The organism is Nocardioides campestrisoli (assembly GCF_013624435.2).
Classification (GTDB): Bacteria; Actinomycetota; Actinomycetes; order Propionibacteriales; family Nocardioidaceae; genus Nocardioides; species Nocardioides campestrisoli.
Genome location: NZ_CP061768.1, coordinates 115,751 through 134,196 on the forward strand (window position 1 = coordinate 115,751; position 18,446 = coordinate 134,196).

The 18,446-nt window shown below is 73.2% G+C and carries 18 protein-coding genes; 3 read left to right on the forward strand and 15 right to left on the reverse strand.

The genetic code is table 11. The annotated features are described in order from the left end of the window. Positions 1-57: 57 nt before the first annotated feature. The gene (locus H8838_RS00565; RefSeq protein WP_185995493.1) at positions 58-642 is read right to left on the reverse strand and encodes a TIGR03086 family metal-binding protein; all 585 of its coding nucleotides are present in this window, start codon (positions 640-642) and stop codon (positions 58-60) included. Positions 643-752: 110 nt separating this feature from the next. On the opposite strand from H8838_RS00565, the gene H8838_RS00570 reads away from it, so the two are divergent. Then, the gene (locus tag H8838_RS00570) at positions 753-1,157 is read left to right on the forward strand and encodes a VOC family protein (protein ID WP_185995492.1); all 405 of its coding nucleotides are present in this window, start codon (positions 753-755) and stop codon (positions 1,155-1,157) included. 19 nt (positions 1,158-1,176) lie between these two features. Here H8838_RS00570 and H8838_RS00575 read toward each other — a convergent pair whose 3' ends face one another. The 5 genes from H8838_RS00575 to H8838_RS00595 are packed head-to-tail and all read right to left on the reverse strand — an operon-like array spanning position 1,177 to position 6,125. Beyond that, entirely contained in the window at positions 1,177-2,523 is a 1,347-nt protein-coding gene (locus H8838_RS00575; protein WP_185995491.1) for a hypothetical protein, read from the reverse strand. A 54-nt stretch (positions 2,524-2,577) separates the two neighbouring features. After that, on the reverse strand, positions 2,578-3,852 hold the full coding sequence (locus H8838_RS00580) for a glutathionylspermidine synthase family protein (RefSeq protein WP_181310007.1): 1,275 nt from the start codon (positions 3,850-3,852) through the stop codon (positions 2,578-2,580). Continuing rightward, positions 3,852-4,310, reverse strand: a complete 459-nt coding sequence (locus tag H8838_RS00585; RefSeq protein ID WP_185995490.1) for a DUF350 domain-containing protein — start codon at positions 4,308-4,310, stop codon at positions 3,852-3,854. The genes H8838_RS00580 and H8838_RS00585 overlap by 1 nt, the downstream gene beginning before the upstream one ends. A gap of 52 nt (positions 4,311-4,362) precedes the next feature. Continuing rightward, complete coding sequence (locus tag H8838_RS00590) at positions 4,363-4,755, reverse strand: hypothetical protein (protein ID WP_224766297.1); 393 nt, start codon at positions 4,753-4,755, stop codon at positions 4,363-4,365. Next, on the reverse strand, positions 4,752-6,125 hold the full coding sequence (locus H8838_RS00595) for an APC family permease (protein WP_185995489.1): 1,374 nt from the start codon (positions 6,123-6,125) through the stop codon (positions 4,752-4,754). The genes H8838_RS00590 and H8838_RS00595 overlap by 4 nt, the downstream gene beginning before the upstream one ends. A gap of 103 nt (positions 6,126-6,228) precedes the next feature. Between H8838_RS00595 and H8838_RS00600 the strand changes: the two genes are divergently transcribed. Continuing rightward, a complete protein-coding gene (locus H8838_RS00600) occupies positions 6,229-6,684 on the forward strand; it encodes a hypothetical protein (RefSeq protein WP_224766298.1) in 456 nt (151 codons plus the stop codon). A gap of 164 nt (positions 6,685-6,848) precedes the next feature. Further along, positions 6,849-7,106, forward strand: a complete 258-nt coding sequence (locus H8838_RS00605) for a PspC domain-containing protein (protein ID WP_185995488.1) — start codon at positions 6,849-6,851, stop codon at positions 7,104-7,106. Here H8838_RS00605 and H8838_RS00610 read toward each other — a convergent pair. From H8838_RS00610 to H8838_RS00650, 9 genes are all read right to left on the reverse strand, one after another. Further along, entirely contained in the window at positions 7,090-8,580 is a 1,491-nt protein-coding gene (locus H8838_RS00610) for a SulP family inorganic anion transporter (RefSeq protein WP_185995487.1), read from the reverse strand. The genes H8838_RS00605 and H8838_RS00610 overlap by 17 nt on opposite strands. Before the next feature lie 89 nt (positions 8,581-8,669). Then, complete coding sequence (locus tag H8838_RS00615) at positions 8,670-10,025, reverse strand: LLM class flavin-dependent oxidoreductase (RefSeq protein WP_185995486.1); 1,356 nt, start codon at positions 10,023-10,025, stop codon at positions 8,670-8,672. Beyond that, positions 10,022-11,365 carry an NtaA/DmoA family FMN-dependent monooxygenase gene (locus H8838_RS00620; protein ID WP_185995485.1) on the reverse strand — a complete coding sequence of 448 codons (1,344 nt, stop codon included), beginning with the start codon at positions 11,363-11,365 and terminating at the stop codon, positions 10,022-10,024. Before H8838_RS00620 ends, H8838_RS00615 begins: the two co-directional genes overlap by 4 nt. Then, on the reverse strand, positions 11,365-12,552 hold the full coding sequence (locus H8838_RS00625) for an acyl-CoA dehydrogenase family protein (protein WP_185995484.1): 1,188 nt from the start codon (positions 12,550-12,552) through the stop codon (positions 11,365-11,367). Before H8838_RS00625 ends, H8838_RS00620 begins: the two co-directional genes overlap by 1 nt. Further along, the gene (locus H8838_RS00630; protein WP_224766299.1) at positions 12,542-13,831 is read right to left on the reverse strand and encodes an acyl-CoA dehydrogenase family protein; all 1,290 of its coding nucleotides are present in this window, start codon (positions 13,829-13,831) and stop codon (positions 12,542-12,544) included. Before H8838_RS00630 ends, H8838_RS00625 begins: the two co-directional genes overlap by 11 nt. Then, positions 13,828-14,865: an ABC transporter substrate-binding protein gene (locus tag H8838_RS00635; protein WP_185995483.1), complete on the reverse strand. Its 1,038-nt coding sequence runs from the start codon at positions 14,863-14,865 to the stop codon at positions 13,828-13,830. Before H8838_RS00635 ends, H8838_RS00630 begins: the two co-directional genes overlap by 4 nt. Beyond that, a complete protein-coding gene (locus H8838_RS00640; protein WP_185995482.1) occupies positions 14,862-15,692 on the reverse strand; it encodes an ABC transporter ATP-binding protein in 831 nt (276 codons plus the stop codon). Before H8838_RS00640 ends, H8838_RS00635 begins: the two co-directional genes overlap by 4 nt. Continuing rightward, a complete protein-coding gene (locus H8838_RS00645; RefSeq protein ID WP_185995481.1) occupies positions 15,679-16,584 on the reverse strand; it encodes an ABC transporter permease in 906 nt (301 codons plus the stop codon). The genes H8838_RS00640 and H8838_RS00645 overlap by 14 nt, the downstream gene beginning before the upstream one ends. After that, on the reverse strand, positions 16,581-18,266 hold the full coding sequence (locus H8838_RS00650) for a rhodanese-like domain-containing protein (protein WP_185995480.1): 1,686 nt from the start codon (positions 18,264-18,266) through the stop codon (positions 16,581-16,583). The genes H8838_RS00645 and H8838_RS00650 overlap by 4 nt, the downstream gene beginning before the upstream one ends. Positions 18,267-18,446: the final 180 nt, after the last annotated feature.

The following is an 18,446-nucleotide window of genomic DNA, read 5'->3' on the forward strand; positions in this document are numbered from 1 at the left end:
CTGCCCTGGAATCGCCCCTCGTCCCAGGGTGTGGACACCCGTTCGAAAAAAGGCAGATCAGTGCGGAGGGACCCACCACGGCGCCCGGCCGGACCGGGCGACCACCTGGTCCAGCAGGGTCGCCTCGGCGGCGACCGGGACCGCCGGACCGAAGAGCCCCGGAGTGCCCTTGGGGTCGAACTGGCCGACGTGCTCGAGGACGGCGCCGAGCGTCGCGTCGTCGACGACGTACTCCTGCTCGGTGGCGCGGGCCAGGTCCCAGCCGTGCAGCACCAGCTCGCTGAGCGCGACCCGTCCCGCCACCTGTGCGGGGAGATCGGTGCCACCGGCGCGCGTCGTGCCCTCCCAGGCCGACGGGGAGCGCCAGGCCTCCACCAGTGCCGGCACCTGCGCCTCGAGCGTGTCCCGCCAACCGGGTTCGACGAGCGGCCCGGGCACCGTCGGGGCGGCGTCGGTGAGCGGGCCCAGCTCCTTGTCGGCGGCCGCACGGAAGGCCAGGGTGAGGCCGCAGAGATGCTGGACCAGCTCGCCCGCGGAGACGCCGTCGCACGGACTGTGCCCGCAGAGACGGGACTCCAGGACGCCCTCCACCGTGGTCAGCAGGGCGCGTCCGGCGGGCTCGAGGTCGACCATCGTGTCCATCGGAGCATCGTCCCGGCGAACCCGGGACCGAGGAAGGGTCGAAGGACCCTGTGCATCGCCCCGGTCGATCTTCGTTGCCCGCCCCGGCACCGTCGTCCAGACTGCCGGGCATGACCTGCTTCGTCTCGCACACGACCGTGGACTGCACCGACGCCTACGCCCTCTCGGAGTGGTGGAAGGGGCTGCTCGGCTACGTCGACATCCCGGACGACCCCAACGAGCCGGGCCACGAGGAGTGCATGATCCAGCGCCCCGACGGCGGTCACCGGCTGCTCTTCCTCGAGGTCCCGGAGGCGAAGGCGGGCAAGAACCGGCTGCACCTCGACCTGCGGCCGCAGGAGCGCACCCGGGACGAGGAGATCGCCTGGGCGCTGGGGATGGGCGCCACCCAGGTGGCCGACCACCGCGGGATCTACGGTCCCGGATCCGGCTGGGTGATCCTGGCCGACCCGGAGGGCAACGAGTTCTGCATCCTGCGCAGCGAGGCCGAGGTCGCCGCTGGTACCGCCGGTTGAGGAGGGCCACCGGGCGCGGTCAGCAGCGCTTGCGCACCTCGGCCGAGCACGTGTCCTTCCCCCTGCGCCCCAGGACGCGGTCGTGCCCGGGGCCACCGATGAGCCGGTCGGCGCGCAGGCCGCCCTGCAGCACGTCGTTCCCGGGTCCCCCGAACAGGGCGGAACCCTTGCACTCGTGGCTGGGCCCCAACCGTCCGAAGTCCTTGACGACCAGCTTGTCGTTGCCCCCGAGGCCCCGCGCCGAGCCGTGGCAGGCAGAGACGGTCAGGAGGTTCGGCCGGTCGGTCCCGGTGAGCCGGACGCGGTACGAGGTGACGGAGGCGTCCTCGAAGCGGGCCGCGCGGGCCCGGTACGTCGTCTCCTCCGCCGTCTCGCCGCGGAACCTCCCGGACCGCAGGTCGAGGTCGACCTTGCCGTAGGAGACCCCGGTGGTGGTGATCAGGTCACGACCAGGCCCGCCGTCCAGGACGGTCCCGGGCGTCATCTCGTAGATCTCGACGCTGTCGTCGCCCCCGCCGAGGCGGGCGGTGACGCGGACGTCGTACGTGTAGAGGTGCTCGTCGGCGGCGGTGCCGAGGAAGGTCAGGTCGCGGGACCCGGTCGCCGGGTGGACGACGAAGTCGTCGAAGCCGTCGTAGGCCGCCGTGGTCCGACCGTCCTCGGTGAACCTCCCGGTGCGGTTGTCGAGGGTCGCCTGCACGCCCGTCGCCTCCAGGAGCAGCGTGTCCCTGCCCCGGCCGCCGCTCACCGAGCCGCCCGCCGTCCGGAACCCCTCGAACTCGAGGCGGTCCTGGCCGGCGCCGAGGTCGACCCGGTCGCCGTTCGGCTGTCCGGCGGCGCCGCTGTGGAAGAGGTCCTCGCCGGCACCTCCGATCAGCACGTCCGACTCGGCGTCGATGTGTCCCGACTCTCCGCCGTCCCAGTCGCCGGCGCTGACCGCGTTGCGGGCGGACCCGCCCTCGAAGCGGTCGGAGCCGGCACCCAGCGTGACGAGCAGGTCCCGCCCCGGGGCCTGCGTGCTGTCCACGACGTCGTCCCCAGGTCCCATGTCGATCTGGAGGCTCTTCGTGATGCTCACGTCGTCGCGGGGAGCGTCGGCCCGGATGCAGAGCACGTCGTCACCGCCGAAGGTCTCGACGTTCCCCCACCGGACGCGCGTGTACTCGAGCAGCACCACGTCGGGCCCCTCCGTGCCCTGGACGTTGCGGTCGACCGCGTGGATCGTGACCGGGAGGCCGCGACAGGTCTTGCCCGCCGCTGAGCCGGCAGCGGCGTCCGACGCTGGACCGGCCGCGGAGCTCGCGGTCGGCGCCAGCAGGGCGACGCCCAGCAGGAGGGCGGTCGTGAAGGCGGGCGTGCGGCGCATGGGTCCCCCGTGGACTGGTCGGCAGCGAGGCGAGGAGCCTAGCGGTGCTCGGCCTCAACCACCCGACGCGACGCGGGGGGCGTCGGGGCCCACCCGCTCGGCCAGCCACGCCTGCCGCTGGGCGTCGTCGGGGGACAGGGCGTCGGAGATGACGTGCGGGCAGACCCGGCTGAAGTAGTCGGTGACCGGGCCGTCGGACTCGCGCACCAGCATCCCGGCGGCCTCGTTGTCGATCACCCACGAGCCGATCACCACGTGGTTGCCGTCGAAGACCGGCAGCTCGTTGTAGGCCTGGTAGACCCACCCCTCGACGCCGTACGACCCGGGCATCACCACGTCCTCCAGGGCGTCGTCGAGGTGGATGCGGATGTTCTCCCCCTCGCGGCCGTGCAGCGGCTTGGCGACCCAGTCGACCAGGTCGCCGGGCTCGTCGAAGTACGCCGGCAGCAGCAGCCGGTGGCCGGGGTTGCGCTCCCACAGCACCGGCAGCAGCGCCTTGGTGGAGAGCAGGGCCTTCCACGCCGGCTCGAACCAGCGCACCGGCCGGGTCTCCCGCTGCTCGACGACGTGCCGGCCGAACGGCTCGGCGAGCATCTGCTCCCAGGCGTAGAGCTTGAACGCGTTGCGCACCCGGTAGTCGTTGACGTCGCGGAACTCGCGCGCGTCGGGATTCCATCCGACCTCCGCCATCGGGTGGGCCAGGGTGGCGAACCCGGCCTGGACGGCGGTGTCCATCAGGTAGTGGGCGGTCATCTCCATCTCGCCGTCGTCGTAGGCGTCGCCCTCGCCGAGGTCGTAGAAGAAGTGCAGCTCGTTGCCGTCGGTGGCGCCCGAGGTGCGCAGCCGCTCCCACCCGGCGACGAGCCGCTCGTGCACGCTGTTCCACTGGTCGAGCTCGGGCATCCGGTCCTCGAGCCAGCGCCACTGCGCGACGCCGGTCTCCACCAGGCCGGTGGGGGTGTCGCCGTTGATCTCCAGCATCTTCACGGTGCCGTCGGCGCCGTAGACGAGGTCGAAGCGCGAGTAGAGCGAGGGGTCCTGGCGGGCGATCGAGCGGCGTACGACGTCGAGCGAGCCCGGCGGCAGGCCGAGGCGCTGGTCGCTCATCGTCGCGGCCATGTGGCCGGCGGCGTCGACGCACATCGCCCACAGCTCCTCGGTGGCGGCCTCGAGCATGTCGACCTCGTCGCCGGTCACCTCGTACCAGGCGGACTCGTTCCAGTACGGCCGCTTGGTGCCGTCGGGCAGCTCGGTGACCGGGAAGACAAGCCCCTGCTCGGTGACGATCCGCTCCCAGTCAGGACGCGGCTTGATCGAGTGGCGCCACATCAGGCGATGCTGGCGCAGACGATGGCGGCCACGGACAGGGTGGTCGCGCCGGCCAGGTAGGCCAGCGGGCGGACCGGGCCGGGCTCGGTGACGATCTGGCGCAGGTTGCCCGGGGTGACGGCGTCGATCGCGAAGAGCATGGCGGCGTTGAGGGCGACGCCGAGCAGGCCGAAGGAGACCGTCCACACCAGCGGCCAGCCGAAGCTGGTGGCGCCGTTGCTCCAGATCGCGGTGAAGAGGACCAGCGCGTTGGAGATCATCCAGGCCGACGCGACCAGCGCGGCGGAGCGGGACTGCAGGTGCACCGACGCCTTGCCGTCCTCGTCGCTGCCGTGCAGGTGGCTGCCCAGGTGGCCGGGGGTGACCCGGTCGAGCACGTAGTAGGCGACGATCAGGATCGCCCCGGAGACCACCGCGTAGACGACGGCGTGGAAGAGGGCGTTGAGCAGGTCGGTCACGGGTTCTCCTGGTCGGGGATCTGGACGGGCACAGGCGCAGGGGCGGCGAGGGTCAGGACGAGAAGCCGCGGGACGAGGTGCCGAACCCGCCCTTGGTGGTCGTGGACTTCACGCTGGAGCCCCCGGTGGTGGGCAGGCCACCGCGCTGGACGGTGCCGTTGAGGCCGGAGCCGCGCCAGGTGCCTCCGGTGGCGAGCCCGCCGACGGGTGGCACCCGCGAGCTGGCGCCCAGGTAGTACCAGAAGAAGCCGGTGCCGACCCCGCTGTAGTCGCGGCTGGTGTCGCAGTTGTCGTCCTCGACCCGCTCCTGGGTGTCGGGGTCGACGCAGACCGCGGCGTAGTCGGCGGAGGTGGTGGCGCACCCGGTCAGCCCGGACGCGGCGAGCGCGGTGACACCGAGCGCGACGGAGGCCGAGCGCATGCGCCGGCGGGGCGTGGAGGTCATCGGTCCTGCTTTCGGGTGGCGCGGGTGGCGCGGGTGGTGCGGCGTACGACGGCCAGGGAGGCCAGGCCGGCGCCCAGGACGACGGCGACGGCGGCCAGCGAGGTGGCGGAGCTGTCGCGCACGCTCAGGACGAGGGCTGCTCCGAAGGTACCCGCCGCGACCACGGGCAACACCACCCGTCGCACCGGCCGGACGGCGATCCCGGCGCGGCCGAAGTAGCCGGGGACGGCCGCGCAGGTCAGCGCGTAGTAGCCGGAGACGAGCACGGCGGTGGCGGCGACCGAGTCGGCCAGCACGGCGTCGCTGGTGCCGACCAGGACGGCGTACACGCCCGCCGCGAGGGCGGTGAAGACCCAGGTCGCGGTCGCGGGGGAGCCGGTGGCGCTGACCCGGGCGAGCACCGCCGGCAGGTCGCCGCGCCGGGCCATCGAGAACATCGCCCGCGCCGACGGGAGGATCGTGGTCTGGGCGCTGGCCAGCGCCGAGACCAGCACCGCCCCCGCGAGCACCGTGCCGCCCCCGGAGCCCATCAGGCTGGTGGCGAAGACGGCCAGCACGTCGTCCTCACCGACCGCGACCAGCCGGTCGACCCCGGCGTACGAGGTGATCGCCCAGGCGAACCCGGCGTACAGGACGACGAGCACCGCCATCGCGGCGAGCGCCGCGCGGACCGGGGTGCCGGTGGGGTCGTCGGACTCCTCGTTGACCGCGAACGAGGAGTCCCAGCCCCAGTAGAGGAAGACCGCGACCAGGAACGCGGCGACCACCGCCTCGGTGGTCAGGGACGGCCCGCCGGCCGCGCCCTCGACCACTCGGGGCAACGGCTCGACGAGCGCGGCCCGGACCGCGAAGGCGACCAGCAGCAGCGCCTCGACGGTGAACAGCACCACCTGGGTGCGGGCGGCGAGGGTGATGCCCTTGGCGGCGAGCGCGGCCATCAGCAGCAGCGCCGCGATCCCGGCCGCCGCCTGCGCCGGCCGGGAGTCGGCCAGGCCGTCGAGCCCCAGCACGGTGTAGGCGTAGATCGCCGCGGCCTGCATCAGGTTGGCCATCACCAGCACGCACGCCGCGATCACCACCCACCCGGCGAGGAAGCCGACGTGCCGGCCGAACGGCTTGGAGGTCCAGGCGTAGCAGGTGCCGCAGTCGGGCTCGGCGGCGTTGAGCTCGCCGAAGGCGAGGACGACCAGCACCACCGGGATCGCCGAGACCGCCAGCAGCAGCGGCGCGCGGTCGCCGACCATCGCGGCGAGCAGGCCGACCGTGACCGCCAGCGAGTACGCCGGAGCGGTGGAGGCGAGCGAGAAGACGGTGGAGACCCCCAGGCTCACCGAGCGCGGGGCGAGCCCGGGGAGCGTCGGTGCGGCCACGGCGTCAGGCTAGCTGGAGCGCGGCCGTGCCCCCTCCAGGACGAGCCGCACGGCCGGACGGGAAGCCAGAGAGTGGGTAGGTGACGTCGCCTACCCTCGGACGGTGCCCGCCCGTCCGCCGCTCGTGCTCACCGAGGAGTCGCTGGGCGCCTGGCTGCTCAAGACCGACCCGCGGGGAACGTCCGTCGCCGACCTGCTGGCCGGCGGGCTTGCCCGAGTCGCCACCCGGTGCGTACGCCGCAGCTACCGCACCGACCTGATCGCCCCCGGGCAGCCGGTGCTGCTCTGGGTCAGCGGCGGCGACCGGCGTCATCCCGCCGGCCTCTACGCCCAGGGCCGGACGACGGGGCCGGCCACGACCGACGACGAGGGGCAGCTCGTCATGCCCCTGGCCCTCGAGGCACTGCCCGAGCCGGTCCTGCGCGACGAGCTGCTCGAGCATCCCGAGCTCTCCCGGGCGGAGGTGATCCGGATGCCCGCCGGCAGCAACCCGTCGTACCTCTCCGGCGCCCAGCTCGACGCCTTGCGGCAGACCTGGCCGCAGGTCACGTTCGGCTGACCCGCCTCACGCGCGTCGGTACACCAGGTGGGTGACGTGCGGCGTCGTCGGAGGTCGGGGGCGCCATCCCCCGGACCGGGGTCGGACCAGGGATCATCCCGATGGTCGGGCAGTCGCCACCACGGCAGGCTGGAAGCACCAACCGAACCGACGGAGGAACCGACATGGACGAGATCCGCACCGCCTTTGCCCGCTGGGGCCTGATCCGGTCGAGCGACCAGGGGATCCTGGGCGGGGTCTGTGCCGGCGTCGGCCGTCGACTCGGGCTCACTCCCTGGGTCGCCCGGCTGCTCTTCGTGCTGCTGCTGATGGTCCTGCCCGGCAGCCAGTTCCTCATCTACCCGGTGCTGTGGGTCGTGATGCCGACCGAGGAGACCGCCGCGCGGCTCTACCCGTCCGCCAGGCCTACAGTCGGCCTGTGAGCCGACCGTGCCGGGCGGCGCTGGCCCCGGCCAGCCCGGTGATCTGCACCTGCTTGCCCCGCCGCTCGTACTTCGTGGTGATGGCGTCCAGCGCGGCCACGGTGGAGGCGTCCCAGACGTGCGCGGCGGAGAGGTCGACGACCACCCGCTCGGGGTCCTCGGCGTAGTCGAACTGGGTGTAGAGGTCGTTGCTGGAGGCGAAGAAGAGCTCGCCGGTGACCCGGTAGACCGCGACCGGCCCGTGCTCGTCCTCGACCACGGTGCGGTGGGTCTCGGTCAGGTGCGCCACTCGCCGGGCGAAGAGGGTCATCGCCACCAGCACCCCGACCCCGACGCCGATCGCGAGGTTGTGGCTCCACACCGTGACCACGACCGTGGAGACCATCACCAGGGTCTCCGAGAGCGGCATCCGGCGCAGGGTGGCGGGGCGGACGCTGTGCCAGTCGAACGATCCCACCGCGACCATGATCATCACCGCGACCAGGGCCGCCATCGGGATCATCGCCACGACGTCGCCGAGGCCGACGACCAGGACGAGCAGGAAGAAGCCGGCGAGGAAGGTCGAGATCCGGGTCCGGGCGCCGGACGCCTTCACGTTGATCATCGTCTGGCCGATCATCGCGCAGCCCCCCATCCCGCCGAAGAGGCCGGTGATCAGGTTGGCGCCGCCCTGGCCCCAGGCCTCCCGGGTCTTGTTCGACCCGGTGTCGGTCACGTCGTCGACGAGCTTGGCGGTGAGCAGCGACTCCAGCAGGCCCACCAGCGCCATCGCCAGGGCGTACGGCGCGATGATCTCCAGGGTCTCCAGCGTGAGCGGGACGTCGGGGACGAAGAGCGACGGCAGGCTGTCGGGCAGCTCGCCCTCGTCGCCCACGTCCGGGACGCGGACCCCCGCCAGCACGGTGAACGCGGTGAGGAGCGCGATGGCGACCAGCGGCGCCGGGACCGCCGTGGTGAGCCGGGGGAGACCCACGATCACGGCGATGCCGACCGCGACCATCGGGTAGACCGGCCACGGCACGTCGACCAGGTGCGGCAGCTGCGCGACGAGGATGAGGATCGCCAGGGCGTTGACGAAGCCCACCATCACCTGGCGGGGGATGAACCGCATCAGCCTCGCCACCCCGGCCACCGCGAACCCGATCTGGAGCAGGCCGCCGAGCAGGACGGTGGCGATCAGGTAGTCCAGGCCGTGGTCGCGCATCACCGGCGCGATCACCAGGGCGACCGCCCCGGTGGCCGCCGAGATCATCGCCGGCCGTCCGCCGAGGAAGGCGATCGAGATCGCCATCGTGACCGAGGCGAAGAGCCCCACCCGCGGGTCGACGCCGGCGATGATCGAGAACGAGATCGCCTCGGGGATCAGCGCCAGCGCCACCACCAGCCCGCCGAGCGCCTCGGTACGCAGCAGCCGCGGGGAGGCCAAGGCGGACCGGACGGTGACCTCGGCCGTGGGGGACAAGGTGGTGCTCACGAGTACTCCGTTCACGGCAGGGCGGACGCCCGGCCGGGAGCGTACTCCTCCGTCTCGGCAGGCTCAGAATCCGCCAGAACGAGCCCGGGCTACACCGACACGGGCTGGGACGGGGCGACCGGCACCCGACTCCGGTCGCCCCGGCCCAGCAGCTTGTGCCGCAGAGTTCCCGGCTCGTACGACGTCCGGTAGACCCCGCGCTCCTGGAGGATCGGCACCACCAGGTCGATCACGTCGGCGAACGTCCCCGGCGTCACCCCGGTGGAGAGGTTGAACCCGTCGACCCCGGTCGCCTCGGTCACGTCCACGCAGTAGTCGGCCACCTCCTCCGCGGAGCCGACCAGCACCCCACCCAGGCCGCCGATCGCCGCGTGCTTGGCCAGGTCGCGCACGGTCCAGGGCCGCCCGTCCTCGCGGGTTCCGGTGAAGGACCGGGCGTAGGTCTGCATGGCGTTGCCCTCGAGCACCTCGACCGGGTCGTCGAGATCGTAGCGGGACAGGTCCGTCCCGATCCACCCCGAGACCAGCGCCAGCGCACCCTCGACGTCCGCGTGCTCGAGCATCGCCCGGTGCTTGTCGCGGGCCTCGGCGGCCGACGGCGCGGTCACGACCGTGACCTTCGTGTAGACCAGCGCGTCCTCCGGCTGCCGGCCGGCCTCGACCAGGGCGGCGCGGAAGCGGCGTACGGTCTCGGCGACCTGGCTGACCGTCCCGCCGCCGGCGTAGACCACCTCGGCGTGCCGGCCGGCGAAGACGGTGCCGCGCGCAGACGCCCCCGCCTGGTAGATCACCGGCGTGCGCTGCGGCGACGGCTCGGCCAGGTGGATGCCGGGGACGTCGAACCAGCGCCCCCGGTGCTCGATCGGGTGCACCTTGCTCGGGTCGGTGAAGACGCCGCGGGCCACGTCGCGCACCGCGGCGTCGTCCTCCCAGGACTGCTCCCACAGCTTGCGGGTGACCGCGAGGTACTCCTCGGCGTGGTCGTAGCGCTCGTCGTGCTCGCGGAGCTCGGCGCCCAGGTTGCGCGAGGCCGAGGGCAGGTAGCCGGTGACCAGGTTCCAGCCGACGCGGCCGCGGGTGAGGTGGTCCAGGGTCGACATCCGCCGGGCGAACACGTACGGGTGCTCCGACGAGGTGTTGACGGTGACCCCGAAGCCGAGGTGCTCGGTGACCGCCGCCATCGCCGGGACCAGCAGCAGCGGGTCGTTGATCGGCACCTGCGCCCCGGCCCTCAGCGGGGCGTCGGCCGAGCCCCCGTAGGTGTCGTAGACGCCCAGCACGTCGGCCAGGAAGATGCCGTCGAAGAGCCCGCGCTCCAGCAGCTTCGCCAGGTCGGTCCAGAACTCCAGCTCGGAGTAGCGCGACGTCTGGTCGTCGGGGTGCCGCCACATGCCCGGCGACTGGTGGCCCACGGCGTTCATCGCGAACGCGTTGAAGCGGATCATCGGGCGACCCCCGCTCCGACCGTCTCCCGGGCGGCGGAGGCGCCGGCCCGGGGCAGCCGCAGGCGCTGCGCCAACGTCTCCTCGGCGTACCCGGTGCGGACCAGCCCGCGGCGGCGCAGCTCGGGCACCACCAGGTCGACGAAGTCGCGCAGCCCGGCGGGCTGGGCGTCGAACATCAGCACGAAGCCGTCGGCCGCCCCGGTGACGTGCCACTCCTCGAAGTCGTCGGCGATGCTGCGCGGGTCGCCCAGCAGGGTGCGGTGGCCCAGCGACCCCTCGCGGAGGAAGTCGCCGACGGTGCGCCCGGCGTCCTCGAAGAAGGAGAGCACCGAGTGCCGGAAGCCCTCGGCCCCGTGGCTGCTGGACTCCCAGGCCTCGGGCGGCAGCGAGGCGTCCAGGCGCAGGCTGCGCGGGTCGAGGTCGAGGAAGTGCGCCAGGTTGATCAGCCGTGCGTCGGCCGACCCGACCAGGTCGTCCAGGGCGGCGCGCTTGGCCAGCGCCTCGGCGCGGGTCTCGCCCGCGACCACCACCACGCCCGGGAAGAAGCGGATCTCCTCGGGCGCGCGGCCCAGCTCGCTGGCGCGGGCCCGCAGGTCGTCGCGGTAGCGGCGCGCCGACTCCGGGGCCAGCTGGGCGGCGAAGACGCCGTCCGCGGTGCGCGCGGCCAGGTCGCGGCCGGGGCCGGAGGCGCCGGCCTGGAAGACGACCGGGCGTCCCTGCGGCGGGGTCGGCACCTGGAGCGGGCCGGCGACGCGGAAGAACTCCCCGACGTGGTCGACGGCCTTGACCCGGTCGAGGTCCAGGTAGGTCCCGGCCTCGGCGTCCAGGGCCAGCGCGCCCTCCTCCCAGCTGGACCAGAGCGCGTCCACCACCTCGACGAACTCCCCCGCGCGGCGGTAGCGGGCCTCCTTCTCCGGCAGCTGGTCCAGGCCGAAGTTGTGCGCCGAGCGCGGGTCGAAGCTGGTCACCACGTTCCACCCGGCGCGGCCGCGGCTGAGGTGGTCGAGCGTGGCCACGACCCGGGCCACGTGGTACGGCTCGGCGAGCGTGGTGCTGATGCTGGCCACCAGGCCGATGTGCTCGGTCGTCGCGGCGATCGCGGAGAGCAGCAGGGTGGGGTCCATGGTCCAGCGCGGCTGGCGTCCGGACTCCGGCTGCAGGGCCGCGAAGTCGGCGAAGAAGAGCGCGTCCAGGCCGCCGCGCTCGGCGAGCCGGGCCAGCTCCAGGTAGTAGTCGAGGTCGACGAAGGAGCGCCGGTTGGCGCCGGGGGTCCGCCAGGCGGCCTGGTGCACGCCCGAGGGCTGCATGTTGGCGAGCAGGTGCAACGGTGCGCTGTCCATCAGAAGAACGATCCGTTCGGAGGTGGGGTGGAGTTGAGCAGGTGGTCGCCGATGACCCGCTGCTTGTACGACGTCGGGTTGTGCGCCACGAGCGTCCGGGCGTTGCGCCAGAACCGGTCGAGCGCCAGGCCGCTGCGGATCGCGGAGGCGCTGCCGGCGTCGAGCAGGGCGGCGGTGGCCCGGGTGGCGATCTCGTCGACCACCACCTTGGCCCGGGCCGCGTCGAAGGAGGCCGCCTCCAGGGCCGCGGTGGTCCCGACCTCGAGGGCGGCGTCCAGGGACTCCGCGGCGGCCAGCACGGTGGCGCGGGTGGCGAAGGCGTCGGCGCTGAGCTTGCCGACGACTGCCTGGACCATGGCGTCGTCGCGGGGCTTCTCGGCGGTCCCGTGGTAGTAGTTGCGCCCTCGTCCGACCACCAGGCCGACCGCCTCGCGGGCGGCGCCGGCCACGATCCCGGCGACCACCGCGGTGAGGTAGACCTGGGCCAGCGGGCTGGCCCGCTCGGTGCTGCGGCGCGAGGGCCGGGCCGCCAGCTGGGCGCTGGTCAGCACCTCCTCGGCCTCCACCCGCACCTGGTGGAAGCGGGTGGTGCCGGAGGCGGTGAAGCGCTGGCCGATGCCGTCCCAGTCGTCCAGGATCTCCACGCCCTCGCGGTCAACCGGGACCACCACGTGGGCGACCTCGCCGTCCGGCTCGCGTGCCTGGACCAGCACCAGGTCGCAGTAGGCGTTCCCGGTGGAGTAGAGCTTCACCCCGTCGAGGACGAACCCGGATCCCTCGGGACGCACCGAGGTGAGGAACTCCGCGGCCCCGGCGCGGGGCATCTCAGCCTCCCCGAAGCCGAGGCCGACCAGCTGCCCGGCGGCCAGCCCCGGCAGCCAGCGGGCGTGCAGCTCCTCGTCGAGCATGGCGGACTCGGCGAAGAGGAAGGCGTTGCGCAGCGCGTGCGCGGCGTGGGAGTCCGCGGAGCCGAGCTCGACGGTGAGCTCGACGAGCTCGCGGATCGAGATCCCTCGGCCGCCGAGCCGCGGGGGCAGCCGGAGCGCGGCGTACCCGGTCGCGGCGAGCGCGCGGACCTGCGCGGTGGGCGGGAACCCCTCCCGCTCGCGCTGGAGCTCGCCGGCGGCGAGGTCGGCGAAGTTCTCGCCGACGCCGAGGCGGGTGGCGTGCGGGAAGTCAGTCGACATCGGTGCCACCTGTACGTCCGGCGACGCTGGCCTCCCCGGCCGCGGCGCGGAGCTCCTCCAGGCTGCGCATCGGGTAGCCGATGCTCCACGGGTCGGCCACGTCCTGGGCCAGGAGCCAGCGCCCGATGGCGTGCGGCTTCCAGCGCGCCGCGTCGTGCAGGGTGTGGGTGCGCACGTCGCGCCAGTAGCGGTCGTAGTCGTGCCGGGGGTGGGTGGAGCTGGAGCCCCCGACCTCGAAGACCCCCGCGGTCACCTGGAGCGACGCCCGGGTGGAGACCAGCTTGGCGGCCGCCACCTCGTAGAAGACGTCGGCCACCTCGGCGACCGGGGAGCCGGCGGAGAGCCCGGCGAGCCGCCGGGCGGCCGCCTCGACGAGCCGCTGGGCGGTCAGCGCGGCCACGTGCAGCTCACCGAGCAGCGCGACGCCGAGCACGTCGTCGGCGTACGCCACTCCGGGACCCGCGCCGCGGGCGCCGTGCACCCGCCCGGCCAGGTCCTGGGCCTCGGCGACGGCACGCAGGGCGATGCCCGCGTCGATCGCCGCGTGCAGGAGCTGGCCCAGGGACGAGATCCGGTAGACCGCGACGGGGTCGGCGGTGTGCTCGACCACGGCGAGGTCCTCGACCCGGACGTCGTGGAACTCCACGGAGCCCGACGCGGTGGTCCGCTGCCCGAGGCTCTGCCAGTCGTCGTGGACCACGACGCCCGCGGCGTCCAGCTCGACCATCACGGTGCACTGGCTGCCGTCCTCGCGGCGCAGCTGCACCGCGATCACGTCGGCCAGCAGCGAGCCGGTGCAGTAGACCTTCCGGCCCCGCACCAGCCAGCCGTCCCCGTCACGCACCAGCGTGGTGGCGCTCTGGCCCGGGGGAAGCTCGCCGGGCTCCGCGGTGCCGTTGGAGAACGCCGCCCCGCGGCCCAGCCGCCCCAGCCAGTGCTCGCGCTGCTCCGGGGTCGCGCTGAGCCGGATCCGCTCCAGGGTCAGGAAGTGATTCTGCGGGATCTGCCCCAGGCTGCCGTCGGCCCCGGCGAGGCGCATGATCGCCTGAACCAGGACTTCGACGTCGAGCCCGAGCCCGCCATGCGCGACAGGCACGTTGACCCGCCAGAAGCCGATCTCCTTGAGCAGGTCGACCTCCTTGTGTGCGTACTCGCGCTGCCGGTCGCGCCGGTCCGCCCCGGTGCGGACCTCCTCGAGCACCTCGTCGAGGCGCGCGAGGAACTCGGAGCTCTGCTCGTCGAGCTCGGAGCTCTGCTCCACACCCCACGGCGCCGTCACTTGCGCGCCTTGAACTCGTCGGTGGAGATCGCCTGCTGCTGCTCGTGGAAGAGCGGGTTGTACTCGATCTCCACCTCGGGCAGGTTCGGGATCGCCTTGCCGTCGTAGAGGGTCTGGGCGACCTGCTGCTCCTGGGCGATCAGCTCGTCGTCGAAGACCCGGAAGGCGCCGCGGCGCAGCTCGTACTCCAGGTCGACCCGCTCCTCGTCGATCTTCAGCGCGGTCTTGAGCACGGCCTCGACCTGGTCGCGGTTCTCGTCGTGCCACTCCCAGTAGCCCGACATCCGCTCGAAGAACTCCTCGAGCGCGGCGACCTTCTCCTCGTCCTCGAGGGTGGAGGTGCGGGCGGTCCACACGTTGAGCGCGGGGATCCCGGTGTCGGCGTCGGTGAGGATGATCTTGCCCTCGCCGGCGCTCAGCGACTCCAGAACCGCGGCGTGCTGCCCGGAGTAGATGTCGACCTGCCCGGAGTTGAAGGCGGCGGCTGAGGTGGCCCCGTCGGCGAACTGCGAGGCCTCGATGTCGTCCTCGGTCAGCCCGGCCTGGACCAGGCCGACGAGGAACTGGGCGTGGTTGTAGCCACCGAAGTTGAAGCCCCACTTCTTGCCCTTGCCGTCGGTGATCTCGTCGACGCCGGAGTCGCTGCGGACGGCGGTGATCAGCGGCGGGTACTTCGGGTTCTCGAAGTTGCGCCAGCCGGCGACAATCTGGAGCGGGACGGTCTCCTCGGTCCACTCCTCCTTGGCGTTGCCCTGCTCGATGGTCAGCGAGGTGTCACCCACGTGCCCGAGGTCGACCGCGTCGGAGTAGACCGCCTGGAGGTTGGCCGCCGGGCCGGTCAGGTTGGACCACTCGACGTCGAAGTCGGCGCCCTCGAGGACCCCGCTCTCCTCGATCAGGGCCGGGAACGCGATGTCCTGGTAGGCGATCCGCAGGACGGTGGTGTCGCTGCCTGCGTCGGCGTCGCCGCCGCACGCGTTGAGGCCGACGCCGACCAGGAGAGCGGTCAGGGAGGCGAGGATCTTCTTGTTCATGGTGTCTTTCCGTAGTCGCGGTGGGCGGGGTGGTCGGGGCTGACGTGCGGGGAGACCTGTCCGAGCTCGGCCAGCACCCTGCGCTTGATCTCGTTGAACTCCGGGGAGGTGGTGTCGCGGGGTCGCGGGACGTCGACGGCGATGTCGGCCTGGATGTGGCCGCCGCCGAGGACGATCACCCGGTCGGCCAGCAACAGGGACTCCTCGACGTCGTGGGTGACCAGCAGGACGCCGGGCTGGTGCTCCTGCCACAGCCGCAGGACCAGGTCCTGGGCCTTGCGCCGGGTGAAGGCGTCCAGGGCGCCGAAGGGCTCGTCGAGCAGCAGCAGGTCCGGCTCCCGGTAGAGGGCACGGGCCAGGCCGACGCGTTGCGCCTCGCCGCCCGAGAGCGTCTTGGGCCAGACGTCGGCCTTGGCCCCCAGGCCGACCTCCTCGAGCGCGGCCTGCGCCCGGGCGCGGTGGTCGCGGCTGCGGCCCTCGGCGAGTACGACGTTGCGCCACACCCGCTGGGCGAGCACGAGCCGCGGCTCCTGGAAGACCACCGAGGTGGTCTCGGCGATGGTGGCCTGGCCGGAGGTGGCGTCCTCGAGCCGGCCCAGGATGCGCAGCAGCGTGGTCTTGCCGGTGCCGGAGGGACCGAGCAGGGCGACGAACTCGCCCTTGGCGACCGCGAGGTCGATCTCCTCGAGGATCACCTGCTCGCCGTAGCTCTTGGAGAGCCCGGTGAGCCGGACGACCTCCTCGCGGACCGCCGTACCGCCGGCGAGGCCGGGGCCGGGCGTGGGATGGCTGCGGGTCGGGTCGACCCGGTCGTCACTCAGAGTCATGCTGGGGCCTCCAGGGGAGCAGGGCGAGCTCCAGGGCACGCATCACCAGGTCGACCACCAGTCCGAGGACGGCGTAGACGAGGATCCCGGCGAGGATGATGTCGGTGCGCTGGAACTGGTTGGCGGTGTTGAGGATGTAGCCGAGACCGGCCTGGGAGTTGATCTGCTCCGCGGCCACCAGGCCGAGCAGGGCCACGCCGGCGGCGTAGCGCCAGCCGACGAGGATCCCGGGCATCGCCATCGGGATCACCACCCGGCGGATCGTCTGGGCCCGGCCCATCCCGAAGGTCCGACCCACCTCGAGCAGCTTGGGGTCGATGCCCCGGATCGCGTGGTAGGTGTTGAGGTAGACCGGGAAGATCGAGGCTCCGATGATCAGCGCGATCTTGGAGGTCTCGCCGATCCCGAACCAGACGACGAAGAGCGGGACGAGCGCGATGAACGGGATCGTGCGCAGCATCTGCAGCGGCGCGTCGTAGGCCCTCTCGGCAGTCACGAAGAGGCCGGCGAGCACGCCGAGCAGCAACCCGGTGCCGCCGCCGACGGCCAGGCCGATCCCGGCGCGCTGGAGTGAGATGGGCAGGGCGGCCTGGAGGTCGCCGGCGGCCCACAGCTCGCGGTACGCCTCGAGGATGGCCAGCGGGCTCGGCAGCGTCCGGGCGTCCACCCACTCCAGCGTGTCGCTGAGCTGCCACACGACCAGCAGGAGCAGCGGCACGAGTCCGCGCAGGGCCAGCTGGGGAAGGCGGCGCCCGCCGGAGGTCGAGGTCCGGCCCGTGCGACCGGCCCGTCCGCGTTCGGTGTAGTTCCTGGTCACCGTGCGGACGGGACCTGTTCGCAGCCCGACCGGATGCTCGTGCAGCCCCTGGAGGCCTTGCAGCGTGGTGGTCATCGCAGCGTCCTTTCGAAGTCGAGGTCCGGGTCGCCCTGGGCGCCCGGGACCAGCGAGTACTCCCAGTCGAAGTACGCCCGGTACCAGGCGTCGCGCTCGGGGCCGAACGGCGGCGGACCGGTCTGGTCGGCGATCTCGCCGGCGTGCACGGGGTCCTCGTCGGTGAGCGCGAGCGGCACGTCGTGCGGGTCGCCGTCGAGGACCCGGACGTCGACGCCCGCAACCAGCAGGTCGCCGGCAGCGAAGTGCGGGCGGTAGACGTCGAGGGTGGTGGCCTGCAGGTCGCGGGCCGCGTCCGCCGGGGCGGGGGAGCCGTCGCCGACCAGCACCACCCGGCGCACCGTTGCCGTGGCCGGGGTGACGAGGTCGGCGAGCTGCTCGCGCCGGGCGTGCACCGACCCCGGCAGGTGCGCGGCGCGGTACGCCGCGGAGCTGCGCAGGTCGACCACCAGCGGGCCTGCCTCCGGGTCGGCGCCCAGCTCGGCGCCCAGCTCGGCTGGGGTGACCCGGGGGACGTCGGGCAGCGGCACCTCGGAGCGAGCGGGCTCACCGGCCAGCCCGGCCTCGTGCACCACGACGTGCAGCGGTCCGTCGTGCAGGAAGCGCAGCCACTGCACGGTGCCGGCGGCCCGGACCAGGTCCGCGGTGTCGACCAGCACCAGTGCCGCGCGGTGCACGGCGACGTGCTCGTCGGTGGCTTGCACCAGCTGCCCGCCCTGGACGGCGCGCGCCCCGGCGACCGTGCCGGCCGCCACCTCCTGCGGGCTGCGGATGTCGACGACGTAGATGGTCGAGGGCCGGGTGCGGAGCTCCGCCAGCCCGGGCGCGTCGAGCAGGGTCGCCCCCGCCTCCTCCAGCGTGCGCCGGGCCCAGGCTCGCAGCTCGGGCGTGGTCTCCGCGGGAGCGGGCAGGGGGGAGCCCGGGCCGTGCTCGAGCGGCAGTCCGGCCCAGCCCCAGGCGGGGGTGCCGTTGCGCAGCGAGTAGACCTCGTACGGGATCCCGGTGTTGATCAGCGACTGGGCGCCGACGATGCCCCGGGTGCGGCCGGCGCAGTTGACCACGATCCGGGTCCCGGGCCGGGCCACCGCCTGCAGGCCCCGGTAGGCGAGCTCGGGCCCGCCGCCGGTGTCGAGGCCGCCCGGGATGTGGTGGTGCAGGTACTCCCCGTGCGGGCGGCTGTCCAGGACCACCACCTCCTCGCCGGCCGCGCGCCACCCCGCGACGGTCTCCGGGTCGACGGTGGGCGTGCCGAACCGCTCCTCGATCCACTCCCCGAGGGTCTTGGAGCGCACGTTGGTGCCGGTGTGCAGCCGGCCGCCCGCGGCGGTCCAGCCCGCGGTGCCACCGTCCAGGACGGAGACCGCGCGGTAGCCGAGCCCGTGCACGACGGTCCGCGCGGTCTCGGCCAGCGCGGCGTCGTCCGCGACCAGCACCACCGGGGTCTCGCGGCGCGGGACCAGCAGGGTGATCCGCTGCTCCAGGTCGTGGAAGGGGAGGCCGGTGCTGGCGGCGAGGTGCCCCTCCGACCGGTGCTGCGGGGTTCGCAGGTCGAGGACCGCGACCTCCAGGGTGGGGTCGTCGAGCAGCTCGCGCACCCGGGAGGCGGCGACGAGCGTGTCGTCGGAGACCGGGTCGGTGGCTGCGGGCGGTGTGCTGGGCGGTGCGGAGGATGCCGTGGGCATGGTGCCTTCCATCGGGTGCGCGGGGTCCGGACGAGCGGCCGGAGAACCGCTCAATGGACAGTAAGAACAGTAAGAACAGTAAGTAAGTGGACAATAGCAAGAAAGGCGTCCCCCGTGTCCAGACCACGCCGAGGACTCAGCGCCGGCCTAGGGCTCAGCGCCACGCGCCGGGGCGGCGGC

Excerpts from the sequence above, each read along its gene's own strand:
- H8838_RS00650 (WP_185995480.1), bottom strand. The coding sequence starts at position 18,266 with ATGCCCACGGCATCCTCCGCACCGCCCAGCACACCGCCCGCAGCCACC.
- H8838_RS00570 (WP_185995492.1), top strand. The coding sequence starts at position 753 with ATGACCTGCTTCGTCTCGCACACGACCGTGGACTGCACCGACGCCTAC.
- H8838_RS00575 (WP_185995491.1), bottom strand. The coding sequence starts at position 2,523 with ATGCGCCGCACGCCCGCCTTCACGACCGCCCTCCTGCTGGGCGTCGCC.
- H8838_RS00640 (WP_185995482.1), bottom strand. The coding sequence starts at position 15,692 with ATGACTCTGAGTGACGACCGGGTCGACCCGACCCGCAGCCATCCCACG.
- H8838_RS00580 (WP_181310007.1), bottom strand. The coding sequence starts at position 3,852 with ATGTGGCGCCACTCGATCAAGCCGCGTCCTGACTGGGAGCGGATCGTC.
- H8838_RS00625 (WP_185995484.1), bottom strand. The coding sequence starts at position 12,552 with ATGTCGACTGACTTCCCGCACGCCACCCGCCTCGGCGTCGGCGAGAAC.
- H8838_RS00645 (WP_185995481.1), bottom strand. The coding sequence starts at position 16,584 with ATGACCACCACGCTGCAAGGCCTCCAGGGGCTGCACGAGCATCCGGTC.
- H8838_RS00605 (WP_185995488.1), top strand. The coding sequence starts at position 6,849 with ATGGACGAGATCCGCACCGCCTTTGCCCGCTGGGGCCTGATCCGGTCG.
- H8838_RS00615 (WP_185995486.1), bottom strand. The coding sequence starts at position 10,025 with ATGATCCGCTTCAACGCGTTCGCGATGAACGCCGTGGGCCACCAGTCG.
- H8838_RS00620 (WP_185995485.1), bottom strand. The coding sequence starts at position 11,365 with ATGGACAGCGCACCGTTGCACCTGCTCGCCAACATGCAGCCCTCGGGC.
- H8838_RS00590 (WP_224766297.1), bottom strand. The coding sequence starts at position 4,755 with ATGACCTCCACGCCCCGCCGGCGCATGCGCTCGGCCTCCGTCGCGCTC.
- H8838_RS00635 (WP_185995483.1), bottom strand. The coding sequence starts at position 14,865 with ATGAACAAGAAGATCCTCGCCTCCCTGACCGCTCTCCTGGTCGGCGTC.
- H8838_RS00565 (WP_185995493.1), bottom strand. The coding sequence starts at position 642 with ATGGACACGATGGTCGACCTCGAGCCCGCCGGACGCGCCCTGCTGACC.